This is a genomic window from Halarchaeum nitratireducens, assembly GCF_014647155.1.
Classification (GTDB): Archaea; Halobacteriota; Halobacteria; order Halobacteriales; family Halobacteriaceae; genus Halarchaeum; species Halarchaeum nitratireducens.
On sequence record NZ_BMOQ01000003.1, the window covers coordinates 334062 to 348265 of the forward strand.

A 14204-nucleotide genomic window follows, 5' to 3' on the forward strand; every position below is an offset into this window, starting at 1 on the left:
CGCCCATATCGGCGTGGCGCGCTTAAATGCCGCCCTTCGCGTCGGCGGGGACGTCCGCCTATCGCGCGGCCTTCCCGTCGCGGGCGCCCTCGACCGTCTCGCGGACCGCCTCACACCCCTCCTCGTGGAGCAGGTCCCCGACGACGACGACGTCCGAGCGCTGGCCCATCAGGTAGGCGTCGTCGTAGTCGTGGATGCCGCCGCCGTAGAACAGCGTCGCCTCCTCCAGAGCGTCGTAGGCCGCCGCGACCTTCTCGGGATCGCCGAGCGTTCCCGAGTACTCGACGTAGACGACGTCCTGTCCGAGCATCCGCTCCGCGACTTCCGCGTACGCCGCGATGTCGTCCGCGTTCTGCTCGCAGTCGGCGTCCGTGAGCTCGGCGACGGAGGCCTCCGGGTTCAGGACGATGTAGGCCTCGGTCGCGGTACGCGCCCAGTCGACGTCGTCGATGCGGACCCACTCCTTGTGCGCGCCCGTGATCCACGCGACGTCGCCCGCGTTCATTACGACCGGAACGAGATAGCCGTCGAGCGCGTCGTCCTCGACGACGACCGCGGGGTTCGACGGCTCCTGATAGAGCGGGACGTCGTGCGTCCGGCAGGCGTCGATGACGCGGCGCATCTTGTCGCTCGTCACGTCGAGGGTGCCGCCGATCTCGATGGCGTCCGTCCCGGTCTCGCAGACGTCGTCGAAGGTCTCGCCGTCGACGAGGTCCTTGTCCGGGTCGACCTTGAGGACGTGGTCCCAGTCGGCCCACGGGGAGTGCATGCTCGGGGTATAAATCCGGGCCAGCAAAACCCCTTCGGACCGCCGGCTCGGCGCGCTCGCCGGCACGAACGCCGCCCGCGCCCGTCCGCTCGCGGTGTCCGCCCGCCCGCCGTCGTTCGGGCGCCGCGCGCCGAACGGTAACCCCTTTACTCGCACCGCCCCGACGTTCACCCGAATGCCGGTCATCGACTGCGACCCCGACGCGGCCCGCACGCGCCTCGACGAGGCGGGCGCGACGTTCGCCGAGGGGAACACCGAGCACGAGCGCTGGCGGGCGACGCTCGGCGACGCGAGCGCCGTCGCCTACGACGATCAGGTGGTCGTGCAGGGCGCACGCCCTGCGGACGTCACCGCCGTCCTCCGCGAGCACGGCGGCCGCGTCCACGCGTACTTCGACGGCGCGTCCCGGGGTAACCCCGGCCCCGCGGCGGTCGGTTGGGTGCTCGTCTCGCCCGGCGACGGCATCGTCGCCGAGGGGTCGGAGACGATCGGGTCGACGACGAACAACCGCGCGGAGTACGACGCGCTCATCACCGTCCTCGAGGCCGCGACCGACTTCGGCTTCGACGAGATCGAGATCCGCGGGGACTCTCAACTCGTCGCCAAGCAGGTGACGGGCGCGTGGGACACGAACGACCCCGCCCTCCGCGAGCGTCGTGTGCGCGTCCGGGAACTGCTGGGCGAGTTCGACGACTGGTCGATCACGCACGTCCCCCGGGAAGTGAACGAGCGCGCGGACGACCTGGCGAACGAGGCGCTCGATCGTGCCTGAGCTATCCGCGGAGACGGTCGCCGAGGCCGAACGTCTCACCCGTCTCGCTCTGCGCGCGAGCGACCCCGACGAGGCCGACGCCTATCGATCGGAGCGCGACGCCCTGCTCGCCGAGGCGGGGTACGCGGCCCGCGAGCGCGAGGACGGCGGCACCGTCACGCTCGTCTGCTACCCCGAAGCGTGGCTCGACGAGGCGGGGACGATCCGGATGGACCGCTTCGACCCCGAGGAGGCCGTCGAGCGCCCCCTCGGCGGCCCGGGCGACCCCGACGAGTGGGACGAGGTCGCCACGCACAACCGCGGGATCGCCCGCGCGGTCCACGAGGCGCACGGGAGCGTCCACGGCGAGACGGTGACGGCGCTCGCCGACTTCGCCAGCAATCACTACGCGAAGCCGATCGAGGCGCTCACGCGCGACGAGCTCGACGAGTTCCGCGAGGAGTACCTCGTGCGCAACGCGTGGCCGAGCGACGCACAGCTTGATCGGCTCTCAGAGTCGCTGCGCTACGCGTTCGCACTCGTAGACGAAGAGGTGCCGTAGCGGGACGTCCGCACCGCCCCGTTATTCGTACTCGGCGACGACGTCGCGGATCCGCGCGGCGCGCTCGCCGGTCGCGACGAACTTCTCGAGCGCCCACGAGAGGTCGTCGAAGACGGCCTCGACGCCGGCGTCCGTCAGCGCGTACTGGTTGGTCCGCTTGTCGAGTTCGCTTTTCTCGACCATCCCCTCCTCGACGAGGTCGTCGAGGTTCGGGTAGAGTCGGCCGTGGTTGACTTCCTCGCCGTAGTACTCTTCGAGCTCCCGCTTGACCGCGAGCCCGTATCGTGGTTCTTCGGCGAGGACCACGAGGATGTTCTTCTGGAACGCTGTCAGATCGCGGACGCCGGTACGCGCCGCGCGTTGTGCCTCTGACATAGTTGTACTTAATGACACAGACGGTATTTAAACGCTTCTCACGATTCCGGCGTTGAGTCCCGCTCCGGTGACCCGAAAGGCCCTTTACGGCGTCAATCGCACACCAAATCGTTATGGTCAACCTCTGGGAAGACCTCGAAACCGGACCCGACGCGCCCGACACCGTCTACGCGGTCGTCGAGTGTCTGAAGGGCGAGCGCAACAAGTACGAGTACGATAAGGACATCCCGGGCACGGTGCTCGATCGCGTCCTCCACAGCAACGTCCACTACCCCTCGGACTACGGCTTCATGCCGCAGACCTACTACGACGACGGGGACCCCTTCGACGTCCTCGTCCTCGTGAAAGATCAGACGTTCCCCGAGTGCGTCATCGAAGCTCGCCCCGTCGCCCTCATGCGGATGGACGACGACGGCGAGAAGGACGACAAGGTCATCGCCGTCCCCGAGGAGGACCCGCGCTACGACCACATCACCGACGTTGAGGACCTCACCGAGCAGAAGAAGGCCGAGATCGCCGAGTTCTTCGAGACCTACAAGAACCTCGAGGAGGGCAAGGAGGTCTCCGTCGGCGACTGGGAGGACGCGCAGACGGCGAAGGACGCCATCGAGCACGCCCAGCACCTCTACGACGAGAACTTCTAACGCACCCGCCCCGCTTCTTTGTGCCGCGTCGTGGCGCCGATTACCATCGGGTATCCGCCGCCGGCACGCCGATGAGGTATGCGCATGGGTAATACTTTGGGCGTGGCGGCCCGACGGTCGCGTATGTCCACGAACCGTCCCGCGGTCGGCCTCGATCACCTCACCGTCGTCCCGACGAACTACGACGACGACGCCGACGACGCCGCCGACGCCGACGACACCGCGGACGGGGACGCCACCGCTACCGACGACGTATAACGTCGCGTCGCTGCTGCCCCGTCGCCACCGCCACCGACGACGTATAACGTCGCGTCGCTGCTGCCCCGTCGCCACCGATCGCCGTCCGTGGCTCGCCTCCCGCCGCGCCGCTCCCGTTTCGCTCGTCGGCGACCCGCTCGTAGACAGGGGCGAAAGCCGACGCGAACGAACGTTCTTAAGCCGCGCGAGCGGACAAAGGCGATATGGGACTCTTCGACCGACTCCGCGGCGACGACGGTCCGCGGGTCGCGTTCATCGGAATCGACGGCGTGCCCTACTCGCTCGTCGCGGACCACCCCGAGGTGTTCGAGAACCTCACGGCGATGGCACAGGACGGTGCCGGTGGCGCCATCGAGAGCATCGTGCCTCCCGAATCCAGCGCCTGCTGGCCCTCCCTCACGACCGGCGTCAACCCCGGCAAGACGGGCGTATACGGCTTTCAGGACCGAGAGACCGGGACGTACGACACGTACGTCCCGATGGGCCGCGACGTACAGGCGACCCGTCTCTGGGATCGCGTCACCGACGCCGACCGGCGCGCCTCCGTGTTCAACGTCCCCGTCACCTTCCCGCCCCAGCGCAACGTCGACCGGATGGTCTCGGGGTTCCTCTCCCCTGGCGTGAAGAAGGCCTCCCACCCGAGCGACGTCGGCGACTACCTCGACGAGCTGGGGTATCGCATCGACGTCAACGCCAAACTCGGTCACGACGAGGACAAGACGGAGTTCGTCGAGGACGCCCACCACACCCTCGACAAGCGCTACGAGGCCTTCGACCACTACCTCACGGGGGACGACTGGGACCTCTTCTTCGGCGTCTTCATGACGACCGACCGGGTCAACCACTTCCTCTTCGAGGACTACGAGCGCGACGGCGAGAACAAAGAGGAATTCCTCGACTTCTACGATCAGGTCGACGACTACATCGGGAAGCTCCGCGAGGCCGCGCCCGACGACGTGACCTTCGTCGTCGCCTCCGATCACGGCTTCACGACGCTCGACTACGAGGTCCACCTCAACCACTGGCTCGAAGAGCGCGGGTGGCTCTCCTTCGAGGACGACGAGCACGACAGCCTCGCTGACATCGACGACGACACGCGCGCGTACGCTTTCGTTCCCGGGCGCTTCTACCTCAACCTCGAGGGGCGCGAGCCGCGCGGAAGCGTCGCACAGGAGGACTACTACGAGGTCCGCGACGAGCTGAAGGCCGAGATCGAGGCGCTCGAAGGACCGAACGGCGAACCGGTCGTCGCGCGCGTCGTCGAGAAGGAGGACGCCTTCGCGGGCGATCACGACGAGATCGCGCCAGACCTCGTCGCCATCCCGAACCACGGGTTCGACCTGAAGGCCGGCTTCCGCGGGAGCGAGACGGTCTTCGATAAGGGCCCGCGCAACGGGATGCACTCCTTCGACAACGCGACGCTCGTCACCGACGCGCCCGAGGTCGCCATCGACGAGGCCAACCTCTTCGATCTGACGCCGACGATGCTCGACCTCCTCGACATCGACTTCGACGCCACCGACTTCGACGGCGGTAGCCTCGTCAAGGGCTGAGCCCGGCCGCTACGTCCGCGCCGACGCCCCCGTGGCGCTCGACGTGGACGGCGACGGTCGCGCGGATCGCCTCGGCCGCGACACCGCGCTCGCCTTCGACTATCGGACGGGCGTCGTCGCGGTCGTCCCGCCGGGTCCGCGTGGCGTCGGCGACGTCGGGCGGCTGAGCGAGACCTCGGCGGGGTGGGCGGCGCGCGGCGAGTGAGAAACCCCCATTTAGCCCGAGCGCTAACGTCGAGTATGCTCACAGAGGAGATCGCCGATCCAGCGGCGACAGCCCCGGAGGCGCTCCGAACCCAGTATCTGGCCGCGCTCACGGCCGTCATTGAGGAACGCGGGATCGAGCCCGTCGCCGCGGAGACGGACCTCTCGACCGAACGCGTCGAGGTGATCCTCGACAACCCCGACGACGTGACCCTCGCGGAGGCCGCGGCCGTCCTGTCCTGTTCGCCGGACTATCCCGCGGCCGACGACTACTTGCTCGAAGTCCGGGATCACCTGATGCTCCAGATGAGCTCCGCGGTCGTCGACATCGGCGCGCTCCAGCGCGCCATCGACACCGATCTCGACCCGAAGGTGCTCCAGCAGAAGGTCGAGGGGCGCCGCGAGATGACGCTCGCGGAGTACGCGCGCGTCGTTCACCACCTCGCGGTCGAGAACCCGTGGTGACGATGCGGGTCGCCATCCTCGGCTGCGGCTACGTCGGCCTCGAACTCGGCCGCCAGCTCGCCGCGACCGGCCACGAACCGATCGGCGTTCGGCGCTCCGACGACGGCCTCGCGGCGATCCGCGAGGCGGGCTTCGACGCCGTGCGCGCGGACGTGACGGACGCCGAGAGCCTCGATGCCGTCCCGGACGTCGACGCGGTCGTCTTCGCCGCCTCCTCGGGCGGGCGCGACGCCGACGCCGCCCGACAGGTCTACGTCGAGGGTCTGCGCACCGCGATCGACGCCTTCGGCGAGCGCGAGCACGCGCCGACCCAGCTCGTCTACACGTCGAGCACGGGGGTCTACGGCGACCACGACGGGGAGTGGGTGGACGAGGACACGCCCCTCCGGCCGACGACGGAGAAGACCGAGGTGCTCGTCGAGGCCGAGCGCGTCGCCCGCGAGCGCCCGGCCGAACACGGGATGGCGGGGCGCGTCGTCCGTTTCGCCGGCCTCTACGGCCCCGATCGCTACCGGCTGGAACGCTACACCACGGGTTCGGTCGTCGAGGGGTACCTGAACATGCTCCACCGCGACGACGCCGCGGGGATCGTCCGCTTCGCGCTGACGGAGACGGACGAACCGCTGTTGCTCGCGGTGGACGACGAGCCGGTGGATCGGCGCGATCTCGCGGCGTGGCTGGCGGACGCGTGTGGCGTCGCGCGGCCGGCGACGGTCCCGCGGGCCGACCGCCTCGCCGCCGACGACCTCTCCGAGGCGGCGCGCCGGCGACTCACGACCAGTAAGCGCTGCTCGAACGCGTTGGTGCGCGATCTCGGCTACGAGTACGCGTATCCGACGTACCGCGAGGGGTACATGGACGCGGTCCGTGCGTACCGGGCCGGACGATAACGCGTTCGTCGTCGGCCGGCGCGCCCGCTTCGCCCGACTTTTTGCCGTCGGCGCGCCCACGCCCCGTATGGAGTACACGCAGGAGCGGGTGGCGACGCTCCACGACTACGGCGGGGCGGCCCCGGACGCCCCCGTGGGCCGCACGACGGTGATCGTCCCGATGACCGAACGGGAGTACGCGGGGCTGGCCGCCGAGGGCGTCCTCTCGACGCTCGCGTCGCTCGACCCTGAGCGCGTGCTCGTGCCGCTTCGCGCCCCGGCCGAGCGCGTCCCGGCCTTCTGCGACTGGCTCGACGGCTTCGATCTCCCCCTGGAGGTGCTCTGGTGTTCAGGGACGCGCCTCGCCGACCTGTTGGACGGGGTCGGTCTCGACGGCGAGACGGGCAAGGGCCGGGACATCTGGCTGGCGCTCGGGCTCGCGGCCGACTCGGCGCACGTCGCCCTCCACGACGCGGACGCGGAGAGCTACAGCGAGCGCGACGTGCCGAAACTCCTCGCGCCGCTCGCCGGCGACTTCGACTTCACGAAGGGGTATTACGCCCGCGTGGAGTCCGGCCGGCTCTACGGGCGGCTCTTTCGGCTCTTCTACGAGCCGCTGATCGCGGCGCTCGCCGACCGCCACGATCACGAGATCCTCGACTATCTCGGCGCGTTCCGCTACGCGCTCGCCGGCGAGTGCGCGATGACCGGCGACGTCGCGCGCTCGCTGCGCGTCCAGCGGCGCTGGGGGCTCGAAGTCGGGACGCTCGGCGAGGCCTACCGGACGACCGGACCCGACGGCGTCGCGCAGGTGGACCTCGGGTTCTACGAACACGACCACCGCGCCGTCTCGGGCCCCACGGGGCTCGGCGACATGAGCGAGGGCGTCGGCGACGCGCTCCTCCGCGTGGTCGAGGAGGCGGGCGTCAGCCCGGAGTACGACACGCTCCCGGAGCGCTACGTCGCGGCCGCCGAGCGTTTCGAGCGCGGCTACGCGGCCGACGCGGCGTTCAACGGGTTCGCGCACGACGCGGCCGCCGAGCGCGAACAGGTCGAGACGTACCGTGCGGCCGTGAGCGAACCGGGGCCCGACACCCGCCTCCCCGCGTGGGACGACGCGCCGCTCTCGATCGCGGAGGTCCGCGAGGCCGCCGCGGCGGACCTCGACGCGGTACGTTGAAGCGCCCGCGACGCCCACTCCCCTCCATGTCCCTCGATTCAGACGAACTCGCGGGCGTCTGCGACCTCTTCGGCGGCCTGACACGCGAGGAGCTCGCCGGTGCCGTCGCCGATCTCGCCGCGCGCCGGGGGGACGATCACGACCGCGAGTCGCACGATCGGGCCGTCGCGGACGCCCGCGAGGCGTACGCGCTCCTCGAAGTCGATCCGGCGGGCCTCGGGACGCTCGACGCCGACGCATCTCTCCTCGTCCCCGGGCCGCGGGCGTTCCCGGTGACCCCCGAGGGCGGCGAGGACCTCCCTCACCTGCTCGACGCACCGCGGCGCGACGTGCCGAGCGACGCCGTCGAGACGGCGCTCCGCGCGCGCCTCGCGGCCGACGTCGCCGCGCTCGATGAGAGCGGAGGCGACGCGGACGGCGAGGACGAGAGCGGGGACGAGGCGGGGATCGAGGCGCCCGACCCGGCGGTGTTGATCGACGTCACGTACGACGCCGCGGCGCTGACCGGGACCGACTTCACCGACGTCCGGGAGCGCATCGCCGATGCGCGGTGACGCGTCCCGAGGAACGATTAAGGGGGCGAGGCGTCTGCACACCGGCATGGACCTCGGTCGCATCGCCACCCGCCGTCCCGAGACGAGCGCGGGCGCGGAGCGCGAGGCGGCCGTCCTCGTCCCGGTCGTCGAGGCGTCCGACGGTCCCGCGCTCCTCTTCACGAAGCGCGCGGATCACCTCGGCGAACATCCGGGACAGATGAGCTTTCCCGGGGGCGGCCGCGAACCGAGCGACGCCGACGCGACCGCGACGGCGCTCCGAGAGGCCGACGAGGAGATCGGTCTCCGCCCCGAGGAGGCGCGCGTCGTCGGACGCCTCGACGACATCGAGACGGTGACCGATTACGCGATCACGCCCATCGTCGCTCGCGTTCCCGACCGGACGTACGACCCGGATCGCCGCGAGGTGGCGGAGATCGCCGTCCTCCCGCTCGCGGCCCTGCTCGACCCCGCGAACCACGAACTGGAGCGCCGCGACCACCCCGAATACGGCGAGCTCGACGTTCACTTCTTCCGGGTCGACGGATACACCGTCTGGGGAGCGACCGGGCGCATCCTCGTCCAGTTCCTCGAACTCGCTTGCGGGTGGGAGCGACCGACGACGCCGGATCGCGTCGTCGATCCCGACGCCGAGCCGTGAATCCGCTACGCTTTTGCCGGGACGCGGCCTAGTGCGGACGTACATGGTCGCCCAGACGAGTGGTCGCGTTCCAGCACCGTTCTGAGACCGCAGCCGTGAGCGAGACACGTCGCCGACGCGTCGCGGAGGGCACAGCGTGCTGAGCGCCGCGGCCCGCGCCCGCGAGACCGGCATCGACGCGGTGGCGCTGAAGCCGATGGAGTGCGACGTCAGCGTCGCCGCCGACCTCCCCTTCGACACGGTCGTCATCGACTACGAGGGTCGCGCGCACCTCCCCGAATCGGACGTCCTCGCCGACATCGCGGCCCGGCGCGACCTCCGGCTCACCACGCCCGTTCGGGCGGCGGGGTTCGACCCGCTCGGCGACGACGAGCTCGCCGCGACGCTCCCGGAGGACGCCGGCCGCGTTCTCGTCGCCGGCCACGGCGCGTACCTCGACGACGACGAGCAGGAGAAGCGCATCGCGCCGCGCCTCGGCGCGGCCGTCGAGGCCTACCCGGACGCGTGGGTCGGCACCGAGGGTATCGAGCGCGTCGCGCTCGCCACCGGCGCCGGTCAGTTCGAACTGCTCTCGCGCTCGACCGACCGCGACCTCCGCGCGCTCCGCGTGGCGGGCTACGAGGGGCAGGTCTCGCTCTACGCACCCGTCGTTCTCGACGACGACGAGGAGGCCATCTTGGACGCGCTCGGCGACTACACGGCTCGACGCGGTCCCGTCCGGCGAGCGCTCCCGGACGACGCCGCGACTGACGGGTCGGCGACCGGCCGTGCCCGCGAGGTGCTCTCCGCCGCCGTGCGCGACTACGCGCTCGTCGGTGACGCCGAGACGGTCGGCGAGCGCGTCGCGGAACTGAAGGACGCCGGCGCGGACACTGTCGTCGGCTACCCCGCCCGCGGCCCCGACGCGTTCCGCTAGTCGAGCACGAGATACGTCCGCTCGCCGTCGCGTTCGAAGTGCGCGTCGCGCCCGCGGACGAACGAGCGCACCCACGCGAACGACGCCTCCGTGACGTCGATTCGCGCTTCCTCACGACTCGACTCCCCGACGACGGCCGCTCCATCGGCACTCATACACCGGCCTACGATCCCTCGTTGCTAACAGCTCACCCGTGCGCGTGGTGAAAGTGAAAGTGGTCGCGTCGTGGCCTCAGACCCCGGTCCTCCGGTCACGTATCAGTATAATTTTATTTCCTCTCCGCTCAACCGGGGGTTCGCACGCACCGAGCACGCCGCGCGACCGTGTCCGTTGAAGTGGCCGCCGCGCCACCCCATCGGATATGCACGGACACGGACGCGCGGGCGACGGGCGGCGGGCCCCGGGACGGCCGGGTAGTCGGGCGTCGACGGGACGGCCGGGTGGTCGCGCGTCGACGGGGTGGCCGCGATGACGGCGCGCTCGGTCGCGGTCGTCGGCGGCGGCGCGGTCGGACTGACGGCCGCGTACGATCTCGCTTGTCGGGACGCGGACGTGACGCTGTACGAGCGCGACGACCTCGGGGCTGGGAGCACGTCGCGCGCGGCCGGCATCGCGTACGACGCCTACGCGGAGGACGTCGACGTCGCGCTCGCCGAGCGCGCAATCGAGCGCTTTCGCTCCTTCTCGGGCGAACGCGACTTCCGCTTCGCACGCACGCCGTACCTCTGGTTCGCAACGGAGGGCGGAGCGGCCGCGGGCGCGATCCGGGAACAAGTCGAGCGAATGCGCCACCACGACCGCGACGTCGAACTCGTCGACGCCGAGGCGATCCGACGGCGGTTTCCGGTGTTGCGCGCGGACGACGTCGTCGTCGCCGGCCTCGCGCGGACGGCGGGTACGGTCGATCCTGCGGGCTACGTCGACCTGCTCGCGGCGAAGGCCCGCGACGCGGGCGCGGACGTGCGAACGCACACGACCGCGTCCGTCGCCCTCGACCCGCCCCGGGTGAACGGCGCGGCGTACGACGCGGTCGTCGTCGCCGCGGGCGCGTGGACGGGCGACGTACTCGCGGACGCGGGCGTCTCCGTGCCCGTGGAGCCGTATCGCGTCCAGGCGGCCGTCGCCGGCGGGCCGGCGATCCCGATCCTCTACGACGCGACGCGGGAGTACTACGCCCGGCCGCACGCGCAGGGGATCATCGCGGGCGACGGCGTCACGACGCCGGTCGATCCCGACGACTACGACGGCGAGGCCGACGACGCGTTCCGCGATCGGATCGTCGAGCGCCTCCGCGAGCGCGTCGTGAACGCGAACGTCCCGATCGAGCGCTCGTGGGCGGGCGTCTGTGCGCGGACGCCGGACAACGATCCCCTGCTCGGCGAGGTCGCGGACGGTCTCTACGTCGGGGCCGGGTGGAACGGTCACGGGCTGATGCGCGCGCCGGCCGCCGGCGAGCGACTCGCGGAAGACGTGTTGGGAGAACGTGACGGCGTCGGCGCGTTCGATCCGACGCGGTTCTGAACCGGTTCGATGCGGGTGACGCGGCGCCCGTCCGGGGTTCCCCGCTACTCGATGGCGACGGCGTCGCCCTTCGGCACGTAGACGTGGAGCGTCCCGTCGTCTCGGAGCTCGGCGCGCGCGCCCGGATCGTCGACCGCGGCGTCCGCCGGTAGCTCCGCGTGACCGTCGAGCGCGAGGCCGCGGCCGGCGAGCAGCGTCCGGAACCCGTCGCGATACTCCCGGTACCGATCGAAGTGAACGGTGACGCCCCCGTCCTCCGCCGTGACCTCGACGTCTCGGGTCTCGACGCCCGGCGCGTCGAAGACGAGGAGGTACTCGTCGTCGCTTTCGAGGACGTCGACGGCGAGCGCGGTGCGCTCTTGGACGCGGCTCATCGCGCGACCGACGCGCTTCAGAACGGCGCGACTCGCGGCCGCGCCGTACGTCACGAGGTCGCTCACAGTTCGATCTCCGCGAGCGACGTCTCCGACCCGCAGTAGGGACACCGGAGGTCGGCGGTCGAGACGTCGTCCGGGACGTCGTACGTGTAGTGGAGTTCCGCCATGTCGAGCTCGCAGTCGTCGGCCGTGCACTCGACTTCCATCGTCGCGGGCATGCTCGTGCGTTCGCCCGGGAGGTCAATAAACACGCGGGCTTCCGCGGATTCGGCCGGTCCGCTCGCGCGGCGCGCCGCGACGGTCGCGTTTTTACGCGTCGAACCCCTTCCCCGCTCATGACCGACCCCGCGACGCTTTCCGTGACCATCGTGGACGGCTACGTCGACGAGCCGGCCCACTTCGGGGTGCCGCCGTACATCTCCACCTATCCGCGCTACACGGCGGGTGCGCTCCGTGAGGCGGGCGTCCCCGAGTCGCAGATCACCTACCACACGATCGACGCGCTCCGCGACGACCGCTCGCGCTGGCTGGACGTCGAGGACGCGGACCTCATGATCTACCTCGGCGGGATGACGGTTCCGGGGAAATACGTGGGTGGCACGCCCGCCGAACCCGACGAGGTGCGCGAACTCGCGTGGACGGCGAACGGCACCTCGCTGATGGGCGGCCCGATCAGGTTCGGCGTCGGCGAGGAGAACGCGGGCGCGCAGGACATGGCGCGCGACGACCTCGACTTCGACTTCCTCGCTATGGCGGACGTCGAGGCGGCCGCCCACGACCTCGTTGCGAGCGGTCTCGAGGGATTCGAGGACCGCTATCGGGACAACGCGGAACTCGATCGTTGGGCGGAGGCGGGTGCGTTCGTCGTCGAGCAACACCCGAACCACCCGGAGTACCTCATCGCGGAACTCGAAACCTCCCGGGGCTGTGCGTACCGCTGTTCGTTCTGCACGGAGCCGATGTACGGCGACCCGGACTTCCGGACGCCCGACTCCGTCGTCTCCGAGGTCGCCGCGCTCGCGGACGCCGGCGTGAACGACTTCCGCATCGGCCGGCAGGCCGACATCCTCGCCTATGGGGGGGACGGCGAGGCGCCGAACCCCGACGCCCTCCGCGAGCTCTACGGCGGCATCCGCGCGGCCGTCCCGGACCTCGGGACGCTCCACCTCGACAACATGAACCCGGTGACCATCGTGGACTATCCCGAGAAGTCCCGCGAGGCGATCCGAGTCATCGCCGAGCACAACACGCCGGGCGACACCGCGGCCTTCGGCCTCGAATCCGCGGACCCCGTCGTCCAGGAGGAGAACAACCTCCTCGTGGACGCCGACGAGTGCCTTGAGGCCGTCCGCATCGTCAACGAGGAGGGCGGTTGGCGGCCCGGCGAGTCGGAGAAAGTCGGCCCCTCGACGGGCGACGAGGTGAGCCGTCTCCCCAAGCTCCTCCCCGGCATCAATCTCCTGCACGGGCTGAAGGGCGAACGCGAGGAGACCTACGAGCACAACAGGCGCTTCCTCGAACGCGTCTACGAGGCGGGGCTGATGCTCCGCCGTATCAACATCCGGCAGGTGATGGCGTTCGAGGGGACGGAGATGGCGGAGACGGGCGCGGACGTGGCGAGGCAGAACAAGAAGCGCTTCAAGCGATACAAGAGCGCGGTCCGCGAGGAGGTCGACCAGCCGATGCTCGAACGCGTCTGTCCGCCTGGCACCGTGTTGGAGGACGTCCACTTCGAGTACCACCAGGACGGGAAGACCTTCGGGCGCTCGCTCGGGACGTACGCGCTCCTCGTCGCCGTCCCCGGTGAACGCGAGCTCGGGACCGTCACGGACGTCGCCGTCACCGATCACGGCTATCGCTCCGTCACCGGCGTCCCCCATCCCCTCGACCTCAACGAGGCGTCGATGGACGAGCTCCGTGCGCTCCCCGGCGTCGGTTCGGGCACCGCCGGCGACATCGTCGTCAACCGCCCGTACGAGACCCCGGCGGAGGCACCGGGGGACGCCGACCTCGCGCGCTTCACCCGCTAGGGGTGGGGTAGAACTATTATGGACGATGCCGATGCTCCCACGAGGGTCTCACAGTGGAAATCTCCGATCAGCTCCTCTGTCTGTTCAACGCCGAAGTTACCGTCAGCGACGACGAGTACGTCGTCCGCGTCCCGACAAGCGAGATCGAGGCCGGTGCCGTCGATCCCGGTGAGGTGTACCGCGTCGCGCTCATCGAACGCGACGACGACGGGGCGAGCGCCGACTCATCGAGCGATGCCGCTTCGAGTGGCTCCACGCCCGCGACGGGTGACGCCACCGGCGGGGGGCCACAGCCCCCCGTCGAGGAGGGCGAGATCCGGTACGTCGAGATCGAGGACATCGGCAAGCAGGGCGACGGTATCGCCCGCGTCGAACGCGGCTACGTCATCATCGTCCCCGACGTCGAGATCGGCGATCGCGTCAAAGTCGAGATCACACAGGTGAAGTCCAACTTCGCGGTCGGCGAGACCATCGAGGACGACGCCGACGCCTGACCGTCCGATCTCCGTACCCGCACCGTCTCCGTCTTCCCCCCG

At 70.4% G+C, this 14204-nt stretch carries 20 protein-coding genes; 15 read left to right on the forward strand and 5 right to left on the reverse strand.

Features of this window, described 5'->3' with window-relative positions:
- Positions 1 to 58: 58 nt before the first annotated feature.
- Complete coding sequence (locus tag IEX91_RS06310) at positions 59 to 769, reverse strand: phosphoglycerol geranylgeranyltransferase (protein WP_188877772.1); 711 nt, start codon at positions 767 to 769, stop codon at positions 59 to 61.
- Between the two features lie 175 nt (positions 770 to 944).
- On the opposite strand from IEX91_RS06310, the gene rnhA reads away from it, so the two are divergent.
- Both rnhA and IEX91_RS06320 read left to right on the forward strand, forming a co-directional pair.
- Positions 945 to 1541, forward strand: a complete 597-nt coding sequence (gene rnhA / locus IEX91_RS06315) for a ribonuclease HI (protein WP_188877773.1) — start codon at positions 945 to 947, stop codon at positions 1539 to 1541.
- A complete protein-coding gene (locus IEX91_RS06320; RefSeq protein ID WP_229772809.1) occupies positions 1534 to 2082 on the forward strand; it encodes a DUF7108 family protein in 549 nt (182 codons plus the stop codon). Before rnhA ends, IEX91_RS06320 begins: the two co-directional genes overlap by 8 nt.
- 21 nt (positions 2083 to 2103) lie before the next feature.
- Here the strand turns inward: IEX91_RS06320 and IEX91_RS06325 are convergent, their stop codons facing one another.
- Complete coding sequence (locus tag IEX91_RS06325; RefSeq protein ID WP_188877774.1) at positions 2104 to 2457, reverse strand: PadR family transcriptional regulator; 354 nt, start codon at positions 2455 to 2457, stop codon at positions 2104 to 2106.
- Positions 2458 to 2570: 113 nt separating this feature from the next.
- Here IEX91_RS06325 and IEX91_RS06330 point away from each other — a divergent pair, with 113 nt between their 5' ends.
- From IEX91_RS06330 to IEX91_RS06370, 10 genes are all read left to right on the forward strand, one after another.
- Positions 2571 to 3101 (forward strand): inorganic diphosphatase, encoded by a 531-nt coding sequence (locus IEX91_RS06330; protein WP_188877775.1) that lies wholly within the window; start codon positions 2571 to 2573, stop codon positions 3099 to 3101.
- Positions 3102 to 3224: 123 nt separating this feature from the next.
- Positions 3225 to 3359, forward strand: coding sequence for a hypothetical protein (locus IEX91_RS16490; RefSeq protein WP_268238672.1), 135 nt, complete (start codon positions 3225 to 3227; stop codon positions 3357 to 3359).
- A 203-nt stretch (positions 3360 to 3562) separates the two neighbouring features.
- On the forward strand, positions 3563 to 4912 hold the full coding sequence (locus tag IEX91_RS06335) for an alkaline phosphatase family protein (RefSeq protein WP_188877776.1): 1350 nt from the start codon (positions 3563 to 3565) through the stop codon (positions 4910 to 4912).
- 31 nt (positions 4913 to 4943) lie between these two features.
- Positions 4944 to 5117: a DUF7286 family protein gene (locus tag IEX91_RS06340; protein WP_188877777.1), complete on the forward strand. Its 174-nt coding sequence runs from the start codon at positions 4944 to 4946 to the stop codon at positions 5115 to 5117.
- Positions 5118 to 5152: 35 nt separating this feature from the next.
- Positions 5153 to 5581: a DUF5791 family protein gene (locus IEX91_RS06345; RefSeq protein ID WP_188877778.1), complete on the forward strand. Its 429-nt coding sequence runs from the start codon at positions 5153 to 5155 to the stop codon at positions 5579 to 5581.
- Positions 5582 to 5583: 2 nt separating this feature from the next.
- Positions 5584 to 6471, forward strand: a complete 888-nt coding sequence (locus IEX91_RS06350; protein ID WP_188877930.1) for an SDR family oxidoreductase — start codon at positions 5584 to 5586, stop codon at positions 6469 to 6471.
- Positions 6472 to 6538: 67 nt separating this feature from the next.
- On the forward strand, positions 6539 to 7630 hold the full coding sequence (locus IEX91_RS06355) for a glycosyltransferase family protein (protein ID WP_188877779.1): 1092 nt from the start codon (positions 6539 to 6541) through the stop codon (positions 7628 to 7630).
- 26 nt (positions 7631 to 7656) lie between these two features.
- A complete protein-coding gene (locus tag IEX91_RS06360; RefSeq protein WP_188877781.1) occupies positions 7657 to 8184 on the forward strand; it encodes a DUF7109 family protein in 528 nt (175 codons plus the stop codon).
- A 46-nt stretch (positions 8185 to 8230) separates the two neighbouring features.
- A complete protein-coding gene (locus IEX91_RS06365; RefSeq protein ID WP_188877782.1) occupies positions 8231 to 8824 on the forward strand; it encodes an NUDIX hydrolase in 594 nt (197 codons plus the stop codon).
- 136 nt (positions 8825 to 8960) lie between these two features.
- Positions 8961 to 9740 carry a DUF7388 family protein gene (locus IEX91_RS06370; RefSeq protein WP_211087252.1) on the forward strand — a complete coding sequence of 260 codons (780 nt, stop codon included), beginning with the start codon at positions 8961 to 8963 and terminating at the stop codon, positions 9738 to 9740.
- Here the strand turns inward: IEX91_RS06370 and IEX91_RS06375 are convergent.
- The gene (locus IEX91_RS06375) at positions 9737 to 9895 is read right to left on the reverse strand and encodes a hypothetical protein (protein WP_188877784.1); all 159 of its coding nucleotides are present in this window, start codon (positions 9893 to 9895) and stop codon (positions 9737 to 9739) included. The two genes, IEX91_RS06370 and IEX91_RS06375, sit on opposite strands and share 4 nt — an antisense overlap.
- A 313-nt stretch (positions 9896 to 10208) precedes the next feature.
- Here IEX91_RS06375 and IEX91_RS06380 point away from each other — a divergent pair, with 313 nt between their 5' ends.
- The gene (locus tag IEX91_RS06380) at positions 10209 to 11261 is read left to right on the forward strand and encodes an NAD(P)/FAD-dependent oxidoreductase (RefSeq protein ID WP_188877786.1); all 1053 of its coding nucleotides are present in this window, start codon (positions 10209 to 10211) and stop codon (positions 11259 to 11261) included.
- Positions 11262 to 11305: 44 nt separating this feature from the next.
- On the opposite strand, the gene IEX91_RS06385 is transcribed toward IEX91_RS06380, so the two are convergent.
- On the reverse strand, positions 11306 to 11701 hold the full coding sequence (locus IEX91_RS06385; RefSeq protein ID WP_229772810.1) for an Hsp20/alpha crystallin family protein: 396 nt from the start codon (positions 11699 to 11701) through the stop codon (positions 11306 to 11308).
- The gene (locus IEX91_RS06390; RefSeq protein ID WP_188877787.1) at positions 11698 to 11856 is read right to left on the reverse strand and encodes a DUF7559 family protein; all 159 of its coding nucleotides are present in this window, start codon (positions 11854 to 11856) and stop codon (positions 11698 to 11700) included. Before IEX91_RS06390 ends, IEX91_RS06385 begins: the two co-directional genes overlap by 4 nt.
- A gap of 117 nt (positions 11857 to 11973) precedes the next feature.
- Here IEX91_RS06390 and IEX91_RS06395 point away from each other — a divergent pair, with 117 nt between their 5' ends.
- Both IEX91_RS06395 and IEX91_RS06400 read left to right on the forward strand, forming a co-directional pair.
- Entirely contained in the window at positions 11974 to 13668 is a 1695-nt protein-coding gene (locus IEX91_RS06395; protein WP_188877788.1) for a radical SAM protein, read from the forward strand.
- Positions 13669 to 13721: 53 nt separating this feature from the next.
- Positions 13722 to 14162 (forward strand): TRAM domain-containing protein, encoded by a 441-nt coding sequence (locus tag IEX91_RS06400; protein WP_188877789.1) that lies wholly within the window; start codon positions 13722 to 13724, stop codon positions 14160 to 14162.
- Positions 14163 to 14204: the final 42 nt, after the last annotated feature.